This is a genomic window from Rhodospirillales bacterium, assembly GCA_016712595.1.
In the GTDB taxonomy this organism is placed as follows: Bacteria; Pseudomonadota; Alphaproteobacteria; order Rhodospirillales; family Defluviicoccaceae; genus Defluviicoccus.
The window spans coordinates 1,175,760-1,198,176 of the sequence record JADJQT010000002.1 but is presented as its reverse complement, the minus strand read 5'-3'; the positions used below and the strand labels follow the sequence as shown (position 1 = coordinate 1,198,176).

19 protein-coding genes are annotated in these 22,417 nt (G+C 65.5%); 8 read left to right on the top strand and 11 right to left on the bottom strand.

All coding sequences use genetic code 11. From position 1 onward, the window contains the following. Positions 1–3: 3 nt before the first annotated feature. The 3 genes from IPK66_17185 to IPK66_17175 all read right to left on the bottom strand — a co-directional run bounded on the left by IPK66_17185 (position 4) and on the right by IPK66_17175 (position 2,045). Entirely contained in the window at positions 4–774 is a 771-nt protein-coding gene (locus tag IPK66_17185) for a TerB family tellurite resistance protein (protein ID MBK8176927.1), read from the bottom strand. Positions 775–859: 85 nt separating this feature from the next. Further along, on the bottom strand, positions 860–1,579 hold the full coding sequence (locus IPK66_17180) for a DUF3750 domain-containing protein (GenBank protein MBK8176926.1): 720 nt from the start codon (positions 1,577–1,579) through the stop codon (positions 860–862). 142 nt (positions 1,580–1,721) lie between these two features. Then, the gene (locus IPK66_17175) at positions 1,722–2,045 is read right to left on the bottom strand and encodes a multidrug efflux SMR transporter (GenBank protein ID MBK8176925.1); all 324 of its coding nucleotides are present in this window, start codon (positions 2,043–2,045) and stop codon (positions 1,722–1,724) included. A gap of 233 nt (positions 2,046–2,278) precedes the next feature. On the opposite strand from IPK66_17175, the gene IPK66_17170 reads away from it, so the two are divergent. Continuing rightward, positions 2,279–3,133, top strand: a complete 855-nt coding sequence (locus tag IPK66_17170) for an SDR family oxidoreductase (GenBank protein ID MBK8176924.1) — start codon at positions 2,279–2,281, stop codon at positions 3,131–3,133. A gap of 51 nt (positions 3,134–3,184) precedes the next feature. Here IPK66_17170 and IPK66_17165 read toward each other — a convergent pair whose 3' ends face one another. Together IPK66_17165 and IPK66_17160 are read right to left on the bottom strand one after the other, a co-directional pair. Then, complete coding sequence (locus tag IPK66_17165) at positions 3,185–3,853, bottom strand: DsbA family protein (protein ID MBK8176923.1); 669 nt, start codon at positions 3,851–3,853, stop codon at positions 3,185–3,187. A 155-nt stretch (positions 3,854–4,008) separates the two neighbouring features. Beyond that, the gene (locus IPK66_17160; protein ID MBK8176922.1) at positions 4,009–5,310 is read right to left on the bottom strand and encodes a M48 family metallopeptidase; all 1,302 of its coding nucleotides are present in this window, start codon (positions 5,308–5,310) and stop codon (positions 4,009–4,011) included. 16 nt (positions 5,311–5,326) lie between these two features. Between IPK66_17160 and IPK66_17155 the strand changes: the two genes are divergently transcribed. The 3 genes from IPK66_17155 (at position 5,327) to IPK66_17145 (ending at position 8,177) form a co-directional block, all read left to right on the top strand. After that, positions 5,327–5,818 carry a gamma-glutamyltransferase gene (locus IPK66_17155; GenBank protein ID MBK8176921.1) on the top strand — a complete coding sequence of 164 codons (492 nt, stop codon included), beginning with the start codon at positions 5,327–5,329 and terminating at the stop codon, positions 5,816–5,818. Between the two features lie 78 nt (positions 5,819–5,896). Beyond that, positions 5,897–6,994: a gamma-glutamyltransferase gene (locus IPK66_17150; GenBank protein MBK8176920.1), complete on the top strand. Its 1,098-nt coding sequence runs from the start codon at positions 5,897–5,899 to the stop codon at positions 6,992–6,994. Continuing rightward, a complete protein-coding gene (locus IPK66_17145; GenBank protein MBK8176919.1) occupies positions 6,897–8,177 on the top strand; it encodes an aminotransferase class I/II-fold pyridoxal phosphate-dependent enzyme in 1,281 nt (426 codons plus the stop codon). The genes IPK66_17150 and IPK66_17145 overlap by 98 nt, the downstream gene beginning before the upstream one ends. Positions 8,178–8,230: 53 nt before the next feature. Here the strand turns inward: IPK66_17145 and IPK66_17140 are convergent, their stop codons facing one another. Then, positions 8,231–11,518: an Rne/Rng family ribonuclease gene (locus tag IPK66_17140; protein MBK8176918.1), complete on the bottom strand. Its 3,288-nt coding sequence runs from the start codon at positions 11,516–11,518 to the stop codon at positions 8,231–8,233. 858 nt (positions 11,519–12,376) lie between these two features. On the opposite strand from IPK66_17140, the gene IPK66_17135 reads away from it, so the two are divergent. Together IPK66_17135 and IPK66_17130 are read left to right on the top strand one after the other, a co-directional pair. Next, positions 12,377–13,468: an N-acetylmuramoyl-L-alanine amidase gene (locus IPK66_17135; protein MBK8176917.1), complete on the top strand. Its 1,092-nt coding sequence runs from the start codon at positions 12,377–12,379 to the stop codon at positions 13,466–13,468. Positions 13,469–13,567: 99 nt separating this feature from the next. Continuing rightward, positions 13,568–15,922, top strand: a complete 2,355-nt coding sequence (locus IPK66_17130; GenBank protein MBK8176916.1) for a penicillin-binding protein 1A — start codon at positions 13,568–13,570, stop codon at positions 15,920–15,922. Between the two features lie 43 nt (positions 15,923–15,965). On the opposite strand, the gene IPK66_17125 is transcribed toward IPK66_17130, so the two are convergent. The 4 genes from IPK66_17125 to IPK66_17110 form a co-directional block, all read right to left on the bottom strand. Further along, positions 15,966–16,727 (bottom strand): M48 family metallopeptidase, encoded by a 762-nt coding sequence (locus IPK66_17125; GenBank protein MBK8176915.1) that lies wholly within the window; start codon positions 16,725–16,727, stop codon positions 15,966–15,968. Between the two features lie 774 nt (positions 16,728–17,501). After that, positions 17,502–18,884, bottom strand: coding sequence for a DUF4921 family protein (locus IPK66_17120; protein ID MBK8176914.1), 1,383 nt, complete (start codon positions 18,882–18,884; stop codon positions 17,502–17,504). Positions 18,885–18,930: 46 nt separating this feature from the next. Beyond that, a complete protein-coding gene (locus tag IPK66_17115) occupies positions 18,931–19,413 on the bottom strand; it encodes a M67 family metallopeptidase (GenBank protein ID MBK8176913.1) in 483 nt (160 codons plus the stop codon). 10 nt (positions 19,414–19,423) lie between these two features. Further along, positions 19,424–19,768, bottom strand: coding sequence for a hypothetical protein (locus IPK66_17110; protein MBK8176912.1), 345 nt, complete (start codon positions 19,766–19,768; stop codon positions 19,424–19,426). 27 nt (positions 19,769–19,795) lie between these two features. Between IPK66_17110 and IPK66_17105 the strand changes: the two genes are divergently transcribed. Both IPK66_17105 and rpoH read left to right on the top strand, forming a co-directional pair. Next, complete coding sequence (locus IPK66_17105; GenBank protein MBK8176911.1) at positions 19,796–20,767, top strand: RluA family pseudouridine synthase; 972 nt, start codon at positions 19,796–19,798, stop codon at positions 20,765–20,767. 125 nt (positions 20,768–20,892) lie between these two features. Next, positions 20,893–21,777, top strand: coding sequence for an RNA polymerase sigma factor RpoH (gene rpoH, locus IPK66_17100; protein ID MBK8176910.1), 885 nt, complete (start codon positions 20,893–20,895; stop codon positions 21,775–21,777). 147 nt (positions 21,778–21,924) lie between these two features. Here rpoH and IPK66_17095 read toward each other — a convergent pair whose 3' ends face one another. Next, complete coding sequence (locus IPK66_17095) at positions 21,925–22,407, bottom strand: hypothetical protein (GenBank protein ID MBK8176909.1); 483 nt, start codon at positions 22,405–22,407, stop codon at positions 21,925–21,927. Positions 22,408–22,417 lie beyond the last annotated feature (10 nt).

The window sequence follows — 22,417 nt, the reverse complement described above, 5'->3', positions numbered from 1 at the left end:
GAGCTACTTCTGGCCGCGTTCGCGCAAAATCTGATCGTATGCGGCGTTGATCGCCGCCATGCGCTGGTTCGCAACCTCGACGAGGTGCTTGGGCAGCCCCTGCGCCATCAGCCGGTCGGGATGGTGCTCGCGGATCAGCTGGCGGTAGCTGCGTTTCACCTCCTCGGCCCCAGCATCCGCAGAAACGCCCAGCACCCCGTAGGGATCGACGGCACCGCTCGGCATGAACATGGCGCGCACGCGCTCGAACGCGATGCCGCCGATGCCGAGAAGCTCGCCCGTCCGTCGCAGGAACGCCAGTTCGGCCGTCTTGATCGCGCCATCGGCGCGGGCGATGTAGAAAAGACTGGCGAGCAGTTCCTCGAGCAGCACCGGCTCGTTGCGGAACAACCGGGCAATCTGCTGGGCATAGGGCTCGAAACCGGACGCATCGCGTTTGGCAACGTCAAAAATCCGCCCGACGTTGCGCACGTCCTGCGGCGGAACGCGGAAGACTTCCTTGAAGGCATCGATTTCCGCCCGGTTGACGGCGCCGTCGACCTTGGCGACCTTGGCGCCGAGGACGACGACGGCAACGCTGAACGCCGACTGCCGGCTCGCCGCGCCAGCGTTCTCGCCGATACCGAGAAACCGTTCGCCGGACCACGCCCGCGTGCTGCCCGGCGCATCCTCGTGCACCTTGTCGTATGCGTGACCCGCCGCGGCACCGAACATTGCCCCAATCGGCCCGCCCATGGCGAAGCCGGCAAAGCTGCCGATTATTTTACCCCACATGCCGACACCGATCTCGCAATCCAGCAACCACCATAAGCTCCTCGCGCTAGCAAGCAAGCCGTCGCCCACGAATCGACGCGTCTCATCACGCTTCCGTGAGTCGAATCCGGCCGAGAAGGGGCAGCTTGATCACGCCATCACCGGGATCAATGCCGAAGACGAGACCCAGGATGTTGAGTTCGATGCCCTCGCGCGCGCCGACGAGCAGGCCGAGGACCCCCCAGAGCGAGACCTGGAAGCCGGTGCCGGAGGGCGCGCGGCCAACGAGGCAATGCGTCAGGAAATCCTTGCCGATGGCCGTGGGCGGCAAATCACAGTCGAGATCGGGGACGGCGCGCAGGACGTGGGCAACGAAGCTGTTGCTGTTCGGTCCCGGCCACATCACGTAGCTGTCGGCATAAGGATAATCGCTCGCCGCGGCATCGATTCGGGTGATCATCTCACTAGCCTCGTCTCCACGCCGTTCGGCGAGCACGTCGGGCACGGCACCGAACCAGCGGGCGTCCGGCGCCCGCGCGTGCACGACCAGAGGTGGCAGCCCCCGGTACTTGCGCCAGCCGATCACTTCGTAGACCCGCCATTGTCCTCCGGCGGGCTTCACCGCGATCCAGCTATGAACAGCGAAACGGCCGCGCCAGCCGAAGGTCCGCGCGGCGTAGACCTGCACGATCGCCTCGCGTACCGTGTCCGCCGATGGCGCGAGACCCACTGGCTCGCGACTGGCGGACCGCCAGTCCGCCGACTTGGGCATCGCGGCAAAGGCGAGCGGGATGAGCGCCGCCAGGAAGGCCAAAAACCGTCTCATCCATATCCGCATGCGTGTCTCGCCCATCCTGACGCGCCGCCGTGGCTGCCTTTCGCGCGTCAACCTCATCGATATGGGGTTGAAAGACAGGCGAAATCGATCCCGAGGCACGACATTTGACGGAGCCCTCCTCGGGGGCATCTCAGGAATGGGGCGATACAATTTGCAACCCGATGATCGAGACGATCAGCAAGGTGAGGAAAAACACGCGCCAGGCGGTGAGCGGATCGCCGAATACCATGGTGCCAACGATCGCCGTGCCGAACGCGCCGACGCCCGTCCATACCGCGTAAGCCGTTCCCAGAGCCACGCCGCTCAAGGCACGATTGAGCAGCAAGAAGCTGGCAAGCGCAAACATCACGAAACTGACGGTCGGCCACAACCGGGTAAAATCGTTGGAGAGCTTGAGAAACGTGGTAAAGCCGATTTCGAATACCCCTGCCAGCAGCAGATACACCCACGCCATTACCGCATTCCCATCGTTATCGTCCGTTCCAGCTCTGTGCTCGCACACGGCTACAAGCCCGCGTCCCTTCGCTCCACCGCCTGCACCTGCCCAGCGGACGGCGAACCCGGCCCGTGTCCGGTGGCGAACATCGCGGATAGCCCAAAGACGATCGACGGTTGCCCGCCGCCCATCCCTCCGCCACAGTGTCGGTCGGCTCGACCGACATCGCAACGGCAGTGAGCGAATACTTGATGACGTCCTCGCTTATCAGCAGGACATGCCTTGTTACCGGCGGCAGCGCCGGGATCGGCTTTGTCACCGCTCGCGAACTCGCGCGCCTCGGCGCCGAGGTGACGATCGTCGCACGCAATGTCGAGCGCGGCCGGGCCGCGGCTGCGGCAATCCACTCGGCCACGGGCGCCGAAGCTGTCGAGTTTGTCGCCGTCGACCTCTCGGATCAGGGACAGGTCCGCGATTTCGCCGATGCCTTCCGATCGCGGCACCCGAAACTCGACGTGCTGGTCAACAACGCCGGTGGGCTGTTCGGCGAGCGGCAGACGAGCGTCGACGGCATCGAGATGACCTTCGCGCTCAACCATCTGAGTTATTTTCTGCTTAGCCACCTGCTGCTTCCCTCGCTGCAGGCGGCCGCGGCGGGACGAATCGTCAACGTCGCATCCGAGGCTCACCGTGGTGCCCGCCTCGACTTCGACGATCTGCAGGGCGAAATGCGCTACAGCCGCTGGCACGCCTACAAGCGCTCCAAGCTCGCCAACCTGATGTTCACCTACGAGTTCGCGCGAAGGTTTGCCGGCCGTGGTCCGACGATGAACGCGCTGCATCCGGGATTTGTCGCCACCGACATCGGCGTGCGCCACGGCTTCGTGCCGAAACTCTTCTGGACGATCGGCAAACTTGGCGCCACGAGCCCAGAAAAAGGCGCCGAGACCAGCATCTATCTCGCCAGCGCCGCCGATGTGGCCGAAATCAGCGGACGCTACTTCGTCGGCTGCCGCCCGGCCCAGTCGTCGGCAGCCTCCTACGACCGCGAGGCTGCCCAACGCCTGTGGGACATCAGCGCCAATTTGACCAACACAGGGCCTTGAGCAGGCCCCCGTTAAGCCGGCCACGGTATTTGACCAGGCCGAAGAGCCCGGCTAGCCGTCGCGCGCGGTCTTGACCATGTCCCGCATGGCCTCGACGTCGATGGCGCCCGGCACCAGCTGACCGCCAATGACGAACGCCGGCGTGCCGCTGACCTGAAGCGTGCGGGCAAGGATCAGCGTCTGCTCGATCGCCGATCCGATCGCCGGATCGTCTTTCGCCGCCTTCAGCTTCGCCGGATCGATGCCCACGCTCTTCGCCGCATCAAGAATTCGTGATTCGCTCAATGAGCCGCGAATCTCCATCAGCGCGACGTGAAACGGCATGTACTTGCCCGGCGCGACCTTCCACGCGGCAAGCGCATAGTGCGCCGCCTGCACCGACTCGTCGCCAAGGATGGGGAACTCCTTGAACACGAGGCGAATATTGGGATCAGTCTTGAGCAGTTCCTGGACGGCGGGCGCGGCTTTCTTGCAATAGCCGCAGTGGTAATCGAAAAACTCGACGATCGTCACGTCTCCGTTGGGGTTTCCCGCCACGGGCGATGCGGGATCACGTTCGATAGCGTCGAGATTGGCGGCGACGGCCTGCTTCGCATCTTTTTCCGCCGACTGCCGCTGACGTTCCTGATAGCCGCGCAGGGCATCGATCATGACCTCCGGATGCGCCATGATATAATCATGGATGACCTTTTCAACTTCACGCTTTTGCGCGTCGGTCATCGGCTCCGCTGCCAAAACCGGATGCACCCCAGGCACCATAACCGCGGCGGTTATGAGGCCACAGGCCAATACTTTCGAAAGAAGCCTCATCTTCCACCGTCTCCGTTATATAAACTCGTGTTACTCGAAGTTCGCTTGCTTGTCGGCTCGCGTATCTATTGCGGCTTGGCGTTCTCAGCCACCTGCAGGATGTCTTCCGCCTTCAGCCAGGCGGGCGAGCCCGCCGGCAAATCGCGGACTGCCTTGCCGGCGTGAAACTTTGCTTCCGGAAGTTTGTTGAGGAGCATCGATTCCTCGGCAAGCGCAAGAGAACTTTCGCCCATCTGCCCGTTTCGTCCGAGCGCGATCGCCAACTGCCGCCAGACGAACGGTCGATTCGGTTCCTGGCGCAATGATGTCTGAAGGTTTTCAATGGCCGAAGGCAGCAGCTTTGCATCGTTCGTCGCCATTTGCACCCGCGCCAAGTCGACGCGGATCAACGGCGCATCGGGCAGAATTGCCACGGCCTTTTCATACGGCTCCAGCGCCGATACGGGTTGTCCGCTTTCGAACAGGATCTGCCCCTTCAACTCGTAGAAGTAGGGATCGTCCGGGTGTTCGCTGATCAGTTGATCGATGATCGTGATCGCCTGCGACGTGTGTGCCTGACGGTGTTCGACGATCGCATGGGCGTAACGGGCTTCCAGGCTCTGATCGCTGTCCGGATAGCGCCGCCGGGTGATCACCGGATCATCCAGGAACGCGTGCAGCTTTGCCAACATGCGCCGATGCTGTGCCTGAAAGCTCGGCCGTACCGGAACATCGGAATACGGCGACTTGGCGACGAAGGCCTCGAGCGCTTGAATCCGGTCCTCGGTGAGCGGGTGAGTCCGTAGGTAGGGATCCTGGTGCACCGCGATCAGCAGTTCCTGACCGCTGAGAAGATGAAAAAAGTCGAGAAGTCCACGCGCGGATTGATGCGTGGCATCGAGGAATCGCATTGCCGCCGCGTCGGCCGAACCCTCCTGGGTCTGGGTGTAGTGCAGATAATTGCGCAGCGCCACGTTCTGACCGCCCGAGATGACCGCCGCGCCCACCTGCGGTGCGCCGGCGACCGCCGCCGCGGTGCCGAGAACCATGGAAAGTATGCTCTCGGCGGTGCCGCGCGAGAGGGCGTCTTGAACCCGGACGAGGTGCCCGCCAGCGATGTGTCCGGCTTCGTGAGCGATGATGCCGATGACCTGGCCCGCGTCCTCGCTCTGCATCAAAAGACCGGTGTTGATGAAAAGGTTCTGACCGCCAGCGACAAAAGCGTTGATCTGCTTGTCGTTTACCAAGTAGATGCGAACCGCCGTGGGATCGAGCCCCGCGGCGAGGAAGATTGGCGTCGCATAGCCGCGAATGGTATTTTCAACTTCCGTATCGCGAATAAACGCAGTCGGCGCCGCCGAAACCTCCCCCACAGGGAAGAGACTCATCGCAAACGCGAGCAGAATGGCGGTTAGACGAAAGATGCGCAAAGAACCCTACAAGGTCTGGTGCCGTGCCTACAAAGCTAGTGTTGGCCTGCGGCGGCGTCAATTCACGCTCTTGGCAGTCGTCGCCGCCGTACTCGCCGGCTGCGGCAAGGCAACGCCGGTGTCGGGAACCGTGGGCTCCCTCGCCGGCTTCGTCGGCGCGGTCGCGGCCGATGAGCCTCAGGCGGCGCTGATCGGCCGACAGACGCTGTTATCCGGTGGAACGGCGGCCGACGCAGCCGTCGCGATGTATTTCTCAATGGCGGTTACGTTGCCCTCCAAGGCCAGCCTCGGCGGTGGCGGGCGATGCATCACCTTCAGTCCGCGCACGAACGAGACATCGGTGCTCGATTTTCTCGCCCGGCCGTCCTCGCCGCCGCCCGCGGGAGCGGATCGGCCGACCGCGGTGCCCGGAAACATCCGCGGCCTCGCCGCCCTGCACGGGCTCTATGGCCGGCTGCGCTGGTAGCAGCTGATCGCACCGGCGGAATCACTCGCCCGATTCGGTTTTCCCGTCTCCCGCGCGCTGGCACGCGACATCGACGAGGTGCAAACCGCCCTCGCCGCCGAGCCCGAGGTCAGACGCATTCTCGCCGCTCCCGCGGGGCGGGGTCTCGTCGGCGAAGGAGATACGCTCATCCAACCCGACCTTGCCGGCGTGCTGGCCAATATCCGTGTCTCGGGTCCAATCGACTTTTATACTGGGACCCTTGCGGACTCTTTTGCCGCCGACGTGCGAAAGGCCGGTGGTTCGACGACGGCGCGCGATCTCGCCGACTATCTGCCGCACTGGCTTCAGCCGCTCGCCATTAGCTACGACGACAAGCGGGCGTATTTCGCGCCACCGCCGCCGGCGGGCGGGGTGATCGCCGGCGAGATGTGGGCGATGCTGGCCAAGGACGACGCCTATGTCGATGCCACGGAGACCGAACGCGACGCACTGGTGGTGACGACCGCAGAGCGGGCGTTCGCCGATCGCCGTCAATGGCCGGAGGACATCGCCGATCCGCAGAGTCTCGTCTCCTCCGCACATGTCGAAGCGCTGATGGCGGAGACCCGCGGTGCCACCACCTCCGCCGCGGCAACCTCCCGGCCGCCGGCGACCGAAAATCCCGCGGCGGCGAGCTTCATCGCCATCGATGTCGAGGGCGGCGCGGTCGCGTGCACGGTCACCCTCAACAGCCTGTTCGGCACCGGGCGAGTCGCCGCCGGCACAGGCATTGTCCTTGCTTCGTTGCCGGGGCAGGGCGGCCGCGGCGCCTCGATGCTCACACCGATGCTGGTGGTCAAGCCATCAGGTCGTCAATTCGTCTTCGCCGGCGCCGCGGCGGGAGGGGTCACAGCGCCCACCGCGCTCGTGGACGTCGCCGCACGCACACTGCTGGCGCACGAGCCCGTCGCGGCGGCGCTGGCCGCCCCGCGCATGCACGGTGGCAGCGATCCCGGATACGTGTTCATCGAACCGGGGGTCAGTCCCCAGAGCGTCCAGGCGCTGGTCAATCAGGGGGATACCGCCGTTTCGGTCGACCGCCACCTCGGTGAGGTCAATGCCATCGCTTGCCCGGACGGCATTCTCAGCGCACCCGAACGCTGCGTCGCCGCCACCGATCCGCGCGGCCTCGGCCTTGCCGCCAGCACCGAGTAGCCGGGTGGAGCCGATCACCGTGATCACCAGGATCGCCGCGCGCGGAAGCCTCGCCCCGTTCATCGCCATGGACGTGATGCGCGAAGCCAACGCGCGTGAGACGAGCGCCCGCGCGTTGGCCGGCCGGCGCGTCCTGCACCTCGAGGTCGGTCAGCCGTCAACGCCGGCGCCGGCCCGGGTGCGCGACGCCGCACGCACGGCGATCGCCACCGAGCGCCTTGGCTACACCGACGCGCTCGGCCTGCCGGAGCTGCGCCAGCGCATCGCCCGGCACTACGCGGAGACGTACGGCGTTGTTGTGGACTGGCGGCGCATCGCCATAACCACGGGATCGTCCGGGGCGTTCATCCTCGCCTTTCTCGCCGCGTTCGATCCTGGCGACCGTGTTTGCGTCGCGACGCCCGGCTATCCCGCATACCGCAATATTCTGGCCGCGCTCGGCGTCGACGTCGCGCTCCTCGAGGTCGGCGAGGAGAGCCGGTATCAGCCGACACCATCGCTGATCGACGCCGCTGGCGGTCGGTTCAATGGGCTAATCGTCGCCAGCCCGGCCAATCCCACCGGAACCATGCTGGATGGCGAGGCTTTGCGCCGCCTCGCCGGATATTGCGCAGCGCGCGGCGCATGGCTGATTTCCGACGAAATCTACCACGGCATCACCTACGGCGCGCCCGCTGTTACCGCGCTCGCCGTCAGCGACTCGGCCATCGTCGTCAACAGCTTTTCCAAATACTACGCCATGACCGGATGGCGCCTTGGCTGGCTGGTGCTGCCCGAGGCTCTGCTGCGACCGGTCGAATGCCTGGCGCAGAACCTGTTCATCTCGCCGCCGACAATCTCGCAGCGCGCGGCCCTGCACGCCTTCGATTGCGCTCGGGAGCTCGATGACAACGTCGCCCGCTACGCCCGCAATCGCCGGTTGCTGCTCGACGGGCTGCCACGCGCCGGTTTCGCTCGTCTCGCGCCCGCCGACGGCGCCTTTTATATCTACGCGGAACTGGGCGGCCCCAACCCTGACAGCGTCGCGTTCGCCCGCCGCATGCTGATTGAAACCGACGTCGCGGCGACGCCCGGTATCGATTTCGATCCCAGGCGCGGAACCCGATTCATCCGCTTCTCGTTCGCGGGGGAGACCGACGAGATCAGCGAGGCCATCGAGCGCCTGATCGCCTGGCGGCAATAGCCGGGCGCACGGCGGGGGGGGGCGCCAAATCCCCCCCGCCGTCTCACACACCGTCAGGTGAGCAGACGCCGCCACCAGCCACGCCGACGCTCTTCCTCGCTTTGGCCGTCGTCATCGCCGACGTTGATCACCTCGGTTCGCCGGGCCATTTCGGCCGCCGCATTCACGTCGGCGGCCACGCGATCCGCGCTCGCAGGCTCCAGCGCCCGCTCGTCCCCAGAGTCGCGCTCGATCTGCTCGACAGTCATCCCGGGGTCGGCATCCTCGCGTGTCTCCGCACGCCCAAGGTCCGGGCTGCGGCCATACGTGTCGTCCGTCGTCTCCCGCCCCGCGCCTTGCGCATAGAACTCCGAGGCGTCGTCGTGCAGCGCGGTGGCGGCAACGGGTTCCGCCTCATTCGGCCACGAGGTGGTGCCGTCCTCATTGCTCGCGTCGACCAGGGCAGCCGGCTCTACCGCGTAATCCGATTCAACCGTGTAATATCGCGTGCGCTCTTCGTCGCGGTCCGCGTCCTCGCCGGCGAAACCATCGTCCGTCTCACCGAGCATTACCCCGGTTTCCTCTTGCGTATCTTCTTGCGCGTCCTCTGCGGGTCCTTCGCCGCCATGTGCTATCGAAGCATCTTGCTCGGCGAGAGAACCGTCGAAGCTTCCGGCAGCAATTGGCGTGTCGGCGGACGTGTCGGCCTGCGGCTCGGATGCCGGCAATCCCGCTCCCTCCTCCCCTGCGCCCTCGGCAATGTCGGATCGACCGGTCTCGTTGTCGTCGCTGTCCTCGTCATCGGCCAGCGACGGATGCGCGCCGCCGATCTCATCGATCTCATGCATCCGCTCAACGAAGCCATCGTCATCGTCGATGAACGTCGATGCCGAGTTCGCCGCGTCTGACTCATCCTCATCGTCGGCGTCGGCGTCGGCATTTTCGGCCGTCAGCGGCGGCTGCGGGCGCGCTACCCGGTTCCGGCGGCGGGGACGCGATCGCGCTTCGCCCGCGTCAGCCTCCTCGGTCTCGGCCGCGCCATCCGATGCGGCATCGTGAGCGTCTTCCGACGTAACGTCGGCACGATCATCCGACGCGGCTTCGGCAACATCCATCGACCCGCCGGCCGAGGCATGCCCCGGCGTCTCCCCGCCCTCGCCTGCGGGCGCGCCGTCGAACGCCTCCGCCTCATCTTCGTCGTCGCGCCAGTCGCCGGCTCCACCCTCGAAAGCGGCATCAGCAAGGACCCGATCATCGCCCTCGAACACCGCGTCGTTCGCGTGATCATCGCCGTCATGATCGCGATCGAGGTTATCGGCGTCGAGACCGTCGCTCGCCGGCATCTCGTCGCCGATCGATCCCTCGACCGGGTTGCGAACCCGCCGCCGACCGCCGCGCTTGCCGCGCCGACGCCGCTTGCGCGCCGCCTGTTCCCCGGCATCCTCCGCAACGGCGTCCTCCGGATGCGGGGCCTCTTCACCCACGTCGGCATCGGCGTCCGCCGTCATCTCGTCGGATTCTGCCAACTCCTCGGCCGCATCCGCGGCAGCCTCCATCGGCAGCACTGCGTCGTCGCTCCGCCGCCGGCGGCGCGGGCGACGACGGCGGCCCCGACGGGCAGCATCGTCCCGCTCGCCCGCGGACGTGCTCTCCACCTCGTCGTCGACGTCAGCTTCGACCTCGACCTCGACCTCGTGATCGGCCTCGACCACGACTTCATCCGCCCCAGGCTCGGCGATCAGCTTCAGCCGCTCGGCGCGATGATCGGGCGGCACCAGCGTTTCATCGCCGATCAGCGAAACCGACAGCTTGTAACGATCCTCGATGCTGACGAGGGAGCGGCGCTTCTGATTAAGCAGATACATCACCACGGCGGGCGCGACGGCGACTGAGAGTTCACGCGTGCGGTGCTTGATGCCTTCCTCTTCCAGCTTGCGCAAAATGGCGAGCGCGGTCGATTCCGTCGTTCGCCGCAGCCCATTGCCGCCGCACGCCGGGCAGACCTCGAAGCAGGTCTCGATCAGGCTCGGACGCAGCCGCTGACGGGACAGTTCGAGCAGGCCGAACGGGCTGATGCGACCAATCTGCACCCGCGCCCGGTCGTTCTTCATCGCCTCTTTGAGGCGCCGCTCGACCATGCCCTGGTTGCGGGCGTTCTCCATGTCGATGAAGTCGACGACGATCAGCCCGGCGAGGTCGCGCAGGCGAAGCTGGCGGGCGATTTCGTCGGCGGCTTCGAGGTTGGTGCGCAGCGCCGTTTCTTCGATGTTCCGCTCGCGCGTCGAGCGGCCGGAGTTGACGTCGATCGCCACCAGCGCTTCGGTCGGATTGATGACGATATAGCCGCCGGAACGCAATTGCACCGTCGGTTCATGCATCGAATCGAGATGCTCTTCGACCTCGAACTGCTGGAACAGCGGCCGCTCCGCGTCCTCGTAGAGCTTCACCCGCTTGGCGTGGCTGGTGATGAACAGCTTCATGAATTCCTTGGCGATGCGATATTCGTCTTCGCCCTGGACGATGATCTCCTCGATGTCGCGGCCATAGAGATCGCGAATCGAGCGTTTGATCAGGCTCGCTTCCTCGTAGACGAGCGTCGGCGCGCTCGATTCAAGCGTCTTTTCGCGGATGCTGCTCCACAGCCGCATGAGGTATTCATAATCGCGCTTGATTTCCGCCTTGCTGCGTCCGGACCCGGCGGTGCGCACGATCACCGCCATGCCCTCGGGCACCTCGAGTTCGGTGAGAATCTTCTTCAGCCGCTTGCGATCGAGGGCCCCGATGATCTTGCGCGAGATGCCGCCGCCGCGCGCCGTGTTCGGCATCAGCACGCAGTAGCGGCCGGCGAGAGAAAGGTACGTGGTGAGCGCGGCGCCCTTGTTGCCGCGCTCTTCCTTCGCAACCTGCACCAGCATGATCTGCCGGCGCTTGATCACCTCTTGGATCTTATAGTAGCGCGACAGTTGGCGGGAACGCCGCCGATCGCCGTCGTCCTCATCATCGCCGCCGCCCACAGCGTCGGACGATTCGGCGTCCTCCGCCTCCTCGCGCTCGTCGCTCTCGGCGCGGATCGCCGCGGCCTGTTCGGCCAGCAGCCGTTCGCGATCGGCGACCGGGATCTGATAATAATCCGGATGGATTTCGTTGAACGCGAGAAAGCCGTGACGGTTACCGCCGTAGTCGACGAACGCCGCCTGTAAAGACGGTTCAACCCGCGTTACTTTGGCAAGATAGATGTTCCCCTTGAGTTGGCGCCGAGAGGCGACTTCGACATCAAAATCCTCCACCCGGGTACCGTCGACCACCACCACCCGGGTTTCCTCCGGGTGCGAGGCATCGATGAGCATACGTTTTGTGGCCATGAGCTAAACTCCGTCGCGCCGCCTGCAGCTCCGGCCGGAAGCTGTTCGAGCGGTGGCGGCGCGGTACGATGGTGCCGAAGGCGCGTGCGACCGCCGGGCCGATGATCCCGCATCGCGGGAACTCGAGGCTCAATGGGCGCGCAGATTTCAACGGCATATAAATCTCTGTAACGTGGCTTTAACCGGGCGACACGCCTCAGGCCGCGCCCGGTTGCTGTTCTTCCGGCCGAGCGGTGCGCGGACTGCGGACTTGCGCCGCTCCGGGCACCAGCGAGGCGACACTTCTGTCGCCCCACTTGTCGGGTTAAGATAGAGGCACGAATACCCTTCGACAATTGCTATCTTTCTCAGCTAAACTGTTAGTTGATTGGACAAACCGTCTGGAAAGAGGCGGGTTTTTGCCATAGACGTGCGTGTGTTTGGCACAGGCAGGTTATGGCGCGGCGGGTGGTCGAGGATGGTGCCGAAGCGGAGCATCGGATCGTGGCACGTCCAATCAGGCGAATGCACGGCGTCTCCTGGCAATGGCGGTTCTGGCAGCGGCGGTTTTCCCGGCGACTGCGGCGGGATTCCGCCGCGTATGGGTTCGATTCTGCCGAATTGGCCCATGGCGATGTGGCGGTTCGTCTGCTGACAGCGCGCATGCGCTGCTGCCTCGTCGCCATCGCCGGTGTTCTGGTGCTGCTGTGCGGGGCTGCTCCGGTTCTGGCGCAAGCACAGATCGACTCGGCGCGCGTCGACCAGAGCCCGGCATCAATACAGATCGTCATCGGTCTCAGTGAGCGCGTCGACTACGACGTGTTCACTTTGGCGAATCCGGATCGCGTGGTCGTCGACGTGCCTGAGATGCGATGGAAGGTGCCGGCGCGGGGCGCTCCCCAACCGGCCGGCGCGTTCGCGCGCTTGCGTCACGGGGTCCATAAGCCCGGGGTCTTCCGCCTTGTCTTCGATTTTACCTCCCCTGTTGACGTAAGTTCATCGCGCCTCGTCCCGCATGGCCGGGATTTTCATTTGCTCGTCGACGTCACCTACTCGCCATCGGCGCCGTCCGCGATTCAACCGGCGGGACCGGTGATCGGTGCAACCGGCCTCGCCGTCGGCAACGCCGCCGTGCCGGCGGGGGCGACAGACGGGGTATCCCTGGCCAACACGACGGTCAGCGGCCCGGCCGCCACCCGTGCGACCGGGATTTCCAAGCCCGGGGCCCTGAGCGCGCCGCAACCCCGCCCGGCGTCTCGCGGCCTCACCGCGTCGCCGCAATGGGTAATCACCATCGATCCCGGGCACGGTGGCGACGATCCGGGCGCCATAGGGCCCAGCGGCATCTACGAAAAGATGATCACCCTCGCCGAAGCGCGCGCCCTTCGCGACGAGCTGAAGGCGCTGGGCCGCTACAAGGTGGTGTTCACCCGCACCGGCGATACTTACGTACCGCTCCGCCAGCGGATCGCCATCGCCCGCGCCGCCGGCGCCAATCTGTTCGTCTCGCTGCACGCCGACAAGACGCAGAATGCTTCCGTCCGCGGCTTGTCGGTCTACACCTTGTCGCAACGCGCCTCCGATACCGAGGCGGCGGCGCTGGCGGAAAAGGAAAACCGTGCCGATCTGATCGGCGGTGTCTCGCTGTCGGATGAGCCGCCCGACGTCACCAATATCCTCATCGACCTCGTACAGCGGGATACGATGAACGAGTCGGCGCGATTCGCCGCCTTGCTGGTCAGTGAACTCGGCAACGAGACCGCCGTGTTGCCAAAGGCGCATCGGTTCGCCGGCTTCGCGGTGCTGAAATCGCCGGACGTTCCCTCCGTGCTCATCGAGCTGGGCTACCTGTCGAACCCGACTGAAGAAAAGTTGTTGCGCTCACCGAAACACCGACGCGCCCTCGCCAACGCCATCGCCCGGGCAATCGACGGCTACTTCGTCCGCTTCGAGGCCCGCAACCGCCTTTAACCGCTCCGACGCTCGACGTGTGCGCTTCGTTATACCGCCCGACGCCGATGCGGCGTATATCTTGCTCCAAAACTGAATGATGAGGGTGGAGCATTGATCATGCGCTTCGCGGCCGCGGTTGCCGCCGCGTTGTTTCTGGTTGCGGTCGCGGCGTTGGCGGGCGGGCTGCTTTTGGTCGACCACTATGCCGGAAATCTTCCGGACGTCGAACAACTCGCCACCTACGAGCCGCCGGTCACCACCCGCGTCTACGCGGGCGATGGCCGCCTGCTCGCCGAATACGCGGCGGAAAAGCGCGTGTTCGTGCCGATCGGCTCGATACCGCCGCGCCTGACGCACGCGTTCCTTTCGGCCGAAGATAAGAATTTTTACCAGCATCCCGGCATTGATACGCAAGGCGTGATCCGCGCCGCCCTGACCAACCTGCTCAACTACGGCAGCGACCGGCGCCTCGTCGGCGCGTCGACCATTCCGCAGCAGGTGGCGAAGAACTTCCTTCTCACCGGCGATGTGACGTTCTCGCGCAAGATCAAAGAAGCGATTCTCGCCTTCCGCATGGACCGGGCGCTTACCAAGGACCGGATCCTTGAGCTTTACCTGAACGAAATCTACCTCGGCAGCGGGTCCTATGGTGTTGCCGCCGCCGCGCTCAACTATTTTGACAAGAGCCTCGATCAGCTCTCACTGGCGGAGGCGGCGACACTGGCGGCGCTGCCCAAAGCGCCCAGCAACTACGATCCGATCCGCCATCCGGAAGCGGCGAAGGCCCGTCGCGACTGGGTGATCGGCCGGATGCTCGAAGACGGGCGGATCACCGCCGAGGAGGCCGAGGCGGCGCGCAACGAGCCCCTGGTCACCCGCAAGCGCCAGGCGACGGAGCTGGTTTCCGCCGATTATTTCGCCGAGGACGTCCGCCGCGAACTCGTTCGCCGCTACGGCGAGGACGCGCTCTACAAGGGCGGCCTCGTCGTGCATACGACCTTGGATCCACGGCTGCAGACGCTGGCCGAGGCAGCGCTGCGCCGGGGCCTCGAAGCCTACGACCGTCAGCACGGCTGGCGCGGAGCGGTGGCGCATATCGAAGCCTTGCCCGCCGCTCCTGAGGACTGGCGGGCGAAGCTGGCGAAAGTGACTCCACCGCCCGGGTTCGGTGACTGGCGGCTGGCGGTGCTGCTTCAGGCGGGCGGCGGCGATGGGCGGATCGGCTTTGCCGACGGACGCTCCGGCCGCATTCCCGCCGAGCAGATGCGCTGGCTGCGCGGCGGTCCGGGGGTGCGCCCGGGCGACGTCATCGCGGTCGAGGCCACGGGTGGCGGCGCTTTCGCCCCGCGTCAGGTCCCGAAGGTCGAGGGCGCCCTCGTCGTCCTCGACCCACACACCGGGCGCGTCCTGGCGCTGACCGGCGGCTGGGATTTCCAGCTCAGCGAGTTCAACCGGGCAACCCAGGCCATGCGTCAGCCGGGCTCGACGTTCAAGCCGATCGTCTATCTGTGCGCGATGGAGAACGGCTTCACGCCGTCCTCGGTGATCATCGACGCACCGGTGTCCTACAGCCAGGGCGCGGGCATGCCGCCGTGGACGCCATCGAACTACTCCGATCGCTTCTACGGGCCGACGACCCTACGTGTCGGCCTCGAACAGTCGCGCAACATCGTCGCCGTCCGCCTCGCCGATGCGCTCGGCATGGACAAGGTCGCCGACTGCGCCAAGCGCCTCGGCGTCGTCGACCAGTTGCCGCGGCAGCTGACCTACGCCCTCGGCGCCGGCGAGACCACCTTGCTCCGCCTGACCACGGCGTACGCGATGATCGATAACGGCGGGCGGCGCATCGAGCCGACGCTGATCGACCGGGTCCAGGACCGCTACGGCCGCATCGTCTACCGTTACGACGAGCGTTCGTGCCTCGGCTGCCAGGCCGAGGACTGGGACGGCGGCCCGCCGCCACAGCCGATCGACCTCGCCGGAACCGTCACCGACCCGGAGAGCGCCTATCAGGTGGTCTCGATGCTGCAGGGCGTGGTCGAGCGCGGCACGGGCGAGCGGGCGCAGACCGACGGCCGCCCGCTTGCCGGCAAGACCGGCACCAGCAACGAGGCGAAGGACGTGTGGTTCGTCGGCTTTTCGCCCGATCTCGTCGCCGGTGTCTTCGTCGGCTACGACGAGCCGGCCTCACTCGGCGATCACGCGGCCGGCGGCGTCATCGCCGCCCCGATCTTCGCCGACTTCATGGGCAAGGCACTCGCCGGTACCCCGGCCATTCCGTTCCGCACACCGCCCGGCGTGCGGTTGATGCGCGTCGATTCCACCACCGGCCAGCTTGCCCGCTCCGGCAACCCGCGCGTCATCCTCGAGGCCTTCAAACCCGGCACGGCGCCGCCGCAGCCGAGCGAGGGTGGCAGCGGCGGTGGCAGCAGCGCGCCGACGCCGGATACCGGCACGGGGGGGCTTTACTGACGCCCGCCCCCGCCGCGCCCTACCCCCGCGTGCATGGCGTTCGTTACGCCGCCTTGCCGCCGGCCGCGCGATAGGCCTGCAGCGCCTGCGGCATCAGGGCCTGCAGGCGCTCGATGCGCGATCCGGGCGATGGATGCGTCGATAAGAACTCGACGGTGCCGCCGCTGCCGGCGCGCTGCATGTTCTGCCACAGATCGATCGCCTGACGGGGATCGTAGCCGGCGCGGGCCATGAACATCAGGCCGATCTCGTCCGCCTCGGACTCCTGGGTGCGCGAATAAGGCAGGGTGATCGCGACGGTCGCGGCTGCGGCAACGGCCTGAACGATCATCGCGTTCCCGGTCGCCACGCCCAGCGCCTGCAGGCCGCCCTGCTGCACCATCTGCTGGCTCACCCGCTCGGCGGCGTGATGGGCGGCGACGTGGGCGATCTCATGACCGAGGACAGTGGCGAGCTGATCGTCGTTCTCGGCCACCTTGAACAGGCCGGTGTTGACCGCGACCTTACCGCCGGGCAGGGCGAAGGCGTTGGCGCTCTGATCATCGATGACGGTGAACTGCCACTGGGCACCGGTGATGCCGCTGACGTTGGCGATGCGCGTGCCGATGGCGCGCACCCGCTGCTGCAAGGCGCCGTCCTGGGAAACGCCGTCCTTGGCCAGGGCCTCCTTGTACGCCTGCGCGCCCGCTTGGGTCATCTCGGCATCCGAGACGAGGATGAGCTGGGAGCGCCCGGTCATCGGCGCCTGGGCGCAGGCGCCCGCCAGCAACGCACCACACCCGCATACGAACGTTCGTCGATCCATCGCGTCCCCCGCACCCTTTTCGCTGTGCTGTTTTCCCGTCCGCCCGCCGGCCATCCGCCGACGCCGCGAGCTTGATCATCCGCCCCTCATATAAGCGATGCCGCGCGCCGCGCGAACGCCCACCCCGGCGCGACGCGCGGGTCGTGTGCTCGGCGCGGACACCTTTTTCGCCAGATCCCGACTTGCGCCCTCGCCTGCGCCCTCTTTCGTCATGGCCGCATCTGTTCCGACCATCCACGACGTTCAAGCGAGCCGGCGGAGGAATTATTGCTCACCTCACTTCATGACGCCTCTTTGACGGGATCGTGCGTGATGTCACTTCAGGTGGGTGCTCGGAGTGGGCGCCACCAACGCACGGCAGTAGAGGGCCATGCCGAAGGTTGCAACAGTTCTCGCTGTCACCATCTTGGTGGCCGGGTGCGCGGGAGCGTCGAGCACCTATGGCCCCGATGGTAGGGAGGCGTTTTCCATCGACTGCTCGGGAATGGCCCTCACTTGGGGAGCGTGCTACGAGAAGGCAGGTGATCTTTGCGGCACTCGTGGCTACGCGGTGATAGGTCAGGGTCATGATCAAGGAGGGATCGCATCGGTAAACCCCAGCGGAGGCTTCGGCGGATCAGCGATAAGCAGAAGTCTCCTGATTGAGTGCAAAGTCTGATCTGGGATGGCCTTTTTTGCAGCCCGTACCTCAAGTCTCGCCGTTCAGTTGCTGAGGCGTCGCGTTGGTCACGCCATCCACTGACCACGACCATCAGAAAGAAAGACACTCTCCGCTCACGGTCCAGCGATGCGGGCTTCGCCGGAGAGGGGGGGGAATTCGGGGTCGTCGTGATCCTCGCGGCGGACGGCGGGATTGTATTTCAGGCAGTTGGGAACGCAGGCGCATTCGGCGCCGATGCGCACCGGAGCGATCCGGCCCTCGTCGCGGAGCTGGTAAAGGCGCGGCACCACCTTGTCGCGCAGCGTCTCGGGATCAATGGTGTTGACGTAAATGCGCGTGCCGCCCTCGAAGCCGGCGGGGTTGGAGATGCGCCACTTGATCAGCACCCGCCAGGGCATCGGCGTATCCGCGTCCGGCGGCTTGTAGTGCCATTCCTCGTTGCAAGGGATGGCCGCGCCCATCGCCGCGTGGCAGGCGTGAACGAGGTCGGAAACGCCACGGAGCTGCTCGGCCGAATGGTTCCACGGCTGGCTGCGCTCGCCCTTCGAATAGATCTCCAGCGTCGGAAAGCGGTGGCCGAAGCCGGCGAAGGCGATGGCGTGGGCGTTCTCGGCGAAGACAAGGTTGTGATAGGCGGCGAAATTGACCGCCGCCTCGTTGTAGATGTTGGGATTGGCCCGGGCGAGGCGGATTTCCATGTCGTTGTAGACGCCGCGCTCGTCGATGGCGACGAGCTGCTTGTGCAGATGGTCGAAGGAGGCGCCGGCCGGCTGCAGCCAGTTCTGGAACACGGCGACGTAGCGCACGTAGCGATTGGCGAGGTAGATGTCGCGCATGGCGTCGACGGTAAATCGCGTGTAGTGGTAGTGCTCCTCGGCGCTTAGCATCCCCGACGAGCACAGCTCGCTCGTGTCCTCGGCGCCGTCGACATAGTGCCGCCGGCCAATGATCAGCTCGTGGCCGCCGCCGAAAAACGCGCTCGCCGCGGCGAGCTTGTCCTCGGACGAAATGGCGGCAACCGCGTCGTCGGCAAGCCCGGAAAACCGCATGCGGCTCTCGATCACGTCGAGGACATGGCGCCGGCCGGCCTCGCTGGCGAGATAGGCGGCCATGCGCGCGGCGATGGTCTCGGGCAGCGAGTAGCCGAAGTTGCGCTGCCAGTAGTCCCACGAGACGATCTCGAACAGGTTGGGAACGCGGCGGAACTCGGCGATCGTATCGAACAGCTCGCGCGCGTGCAGGTTCTTGAGCGTCCGCCAGCCGGACGCCGTTTTCGTCAGACGTGCCTTTTCCGGTGGCGTTTCCAGCAGACGACGGCGACAGAAGGCGCAGTGGGCGTCGTGCTTGGCCGGATCGATGCTCACGCCGGAGCGCAGGTGATTGCCCAGCGGGCGATGGCCGCGACCGGGTACGGTCCAGACCTCGGTGCCGGTAAACGGGTTCATCTGCTTGACGGTGCCGTCCGGCATGCGCATCAGGAAATTGGTCGAGGGCATCATCTCCGGAAGCATGGGCTGTCCTTAACCTGAAGCGCCGGGGAACCTAAGGCGCCGATAAAGCGCTTGTGGCAGCCGCACCCAGGCCGGGTGGCGCGGCCATTTCCGCGAGCGCGATCGCGATGAACTGCCGGGCGTCCGCGTCCCAGCGAAAAGCACCGATGGTCCCGGCGCAGCCGCATGCAACGGCGGCGATCACCCAGATCAGCCGCGGATCGAACACCCGCTCGGCATCGCGCGGCGATGGCGCCGCCGGTCCGTCGGGATGCGAATGGTAGTGACCGACGATGCTCCACCGGCTCTCACGCAACCGACGATGGGCGGCAAAGAGCGCCGCGGGGTCGATCTCGAAGGCGCGCGTGCGCGGGGGTGGCGCCGTGTTCGCCGTGGCCATGATCTCGTCAACGAACACGTCCCCGCGCTCGCCGTCGGGCGCCCGCCCGATCAGCAGACCGCAGCATTCCTGCGGATAGGCGGCAGCGGCGGCGCTGGCGATCTGCCGCAGAGCGCCGGACGGCAGGTAAATCATCGCCGCGCCGTCACGGCCTGACCAAAAGGGTGCCGAGGACGCGTCCATTTGCCGTATCGACGATCACAATGCGCTCGCACAAACCTGATGGGCCGGTGCGGACATAAAGGCGTTCGCGATCGGGCCGCATCTCGACCACCGAGCATCCGTCGGGCAGGGACAGGCGTACGTCACCGAAACCAGAGCCGGCGGCCACAGGAACGCCGACGGTGGGACTGGCAGGAGGATTGGCCGTAGCTTCGGTTCCGGCTGTCTTCGTCTGCTGCAGTTTCGTGTAGAATCCCCAGGCGAGAACGGCGATGCCGACCACGATCAAAGCACCAAGACCAAAAACGAGCGATTTGAGCGCTTGCATGCAAGGATGTCCACAGCCGGTGGCTCAATGAATTCGACGCATCCCACTTACACCGTCGTGGTCGATGCCGACAAGTCGGGATCCCGCCTTGACCGCTTGCTGGCCGATGCTACGGACGATTTCTCGCGCGTCCGCATCCAGGCGCTGATCGCCAGCGGGCTGGTGCTGCGGGCAGACGGAGAAGCCGCCCTCGATCCGTCCGAGCGGGTCCGGCCAGGCGAGACGTTCGCCGTCTACGCGCCACCACCGACGCAGGTTGTCGCAACGCCCGAGCCGATGCCCCTGTCGATCGTCTACGAAGACGCCGTGCTGATCGTCGTCGACAAGCCGGCCGGCCTAGTCGTCCATCCAGGGGCGGGAAACTGGACGGGAACGCTGGTCAATGGCCTTTTAGCCCACGCGTCCGGCGGCCTGTCGTCGGTCGGGGCGCCGCTGCGTCCCGGCATCGTCCACCGCCTGGACAAGGAGACCAGCGGCCTTATCGTCGTTGCCAAGACCGATGCCGCGCATCACGCGCTGACGGCGCAGTTCTCCGCCCATACGGTCGAGCGCGCCTACCGGGCCGTCGTATGGGGCGATCCGAAGCCGCCGGTGGGCCGGATCGACAAGCCGATCGCCCGAAGCCGGATCGACCGCAAGAAGATGAGCACTGCCGGCGGCGAAGGCAAGCGCGCGTGCACCGATTACCGACGGCTTTCCAGGTGCGGATCGCGGGCGAGCATGATCGAGTGCCGGCTGACCACCGGGCGGACGCATCAGATTCGTGTGCACCTCGCCTCGATCGGCTATCCGCTGGTCGGCGACGCGGTTTACGGCGGCCGAACCGCCCGCCACTGCCCCGCCGCGTTCGAAAAAGGCGGAAGCAACGGCGGATCCCGCCACGCCCTTCACGCGTTTTTGATAGGGTTTCGCCATCCGACGAGCCAGAAGATGCTGCGATTTTTTTCGCCGCTTCCACGCGATATCAATGAGTTAATCCGTTTATTAGAGTCTCTGTAGCGAGGACTATACCGAACCTTCAAGCTCAGTTATTGTTTCTCCCATAAGGACGCTCCGCGCGAGTCCGTGCGGAAAGGAGGGTCAAAGGTCATGACGGCATGACCCTCTGGTGTAAGGAGTAGCCAATGTCGGGCCCCGTGTTCGATATGAGCATGTCGCCGGATCGCAATCTCGCTCGGTATCTGCAGAGCATTCGCAGGTTTCCGATGCTGGAGGCATCTGAAGAATATGAGCTGGCGAAGCGGTGGGCAGATCATGGTGACGAACAAGCTGCGCACACGCTGGTGAACAGCCATCTTCGCCTGGTGGCGAAGATCGCCATGGGTTATCGCGGCTACGGTCTGCCGATCGGCGAGCTGATTTCCGAAGGCAACGTCGGGATGATGCAAGCGGTCATGCGCTTCGATCCGAGCCGCGGATTCCGCCTCGCGACCTACGCGATGTGGTGGATTCGCGCCTCGATCCAGGAATACATCCTACACTCGTGGTCACTGGTGAAGATGGGAACGACGGCGTCGCAAAAGAAGCTGTTCTTCAACCTGCGCAAGCTTAAGGGGCAGATGCAGGCGATCGAAGACGGCGATCTGTCGCCGGAGCACGTCACCTCCATCGCCATCAAGCTGAACGTTTCGGAACATGACGTCATCCAGATGAACCGCCGCATCGGCAGCCCGGACACGTCGCTGAACGCGCCGCTGCGCGAAGAAGGCGAAGGTGAATGGCAGGACTGGCTGGTCGATCAGGACGACAGCCAGGAAACCCAACTGGCCGGGCATGAGGAGATGCACAGCCGCCGCGAGCTTCTCGCCGGCGCCATGGGCACCTTGACCGAGCGGGAACGGCAAATCCTCGCCGAGCGGCGCTTGAAGGACGATCCGACGACCCTGGAGCATCTCAGCCAGCGCTATGGCATCTCGCGCGAGCGCGTTCGCCAGATCGAAGTGCGGGCGTTCGAGAAACTGCAGAAATCGGTAAAGAACGCCGTTATCGACCAACGGCTGGCCCACTGACGCCGGCACCGCGCATCGCAGGCCGCGATCGTCTCATTGGAAACCGGGGTGGCCTGCGTGCGCTCCCGGGCCCGCGGGCGGTGACGCTCGCAAATACGGCCCAGGGTCCCTTCCCGCCGCTGTTCGCGTGGTGCGCCTGCCAGCGCGTCACCGGGCCTCGGCTTTCGTTTCGCAATTTACCTGCGGTCCCCAGTCGTGCATCAACCGCTGTTGCTGTTCGCGCAGCTTGTCGCGCCGCCGCTTGGATTCGATGTCGGCGAACGTCTGCATGACCACCGGCATGATCGCCAGCAGGACCCATCCAAACGCCGCCGCACCGAACATCGCGGCGAACATGGTGATCGTTCCCAAAAGATCGTGCACGAGGTCGATGTGCCGTCCATGCAGGACGAAATCGGGCAGAAATGGAATGATACCGGCGATATTCGCACCGCCGACGGCGTAGGTCGGCAACTTCTCCACGCTACGATCGATCACGACGATACTGAGCGTCGGCAGGAGCCCAAGCGCCACCGCGACGGCGGCAAAGGGAACATATGCCGCGAGCATGACGAAACAGACGAGACAAAAAATCCAGCGCAGTGAATTTCCGCGCGAAGGCGCTTTCGCGAGCTTCTTCTTCGCGGACACACCACTTTTT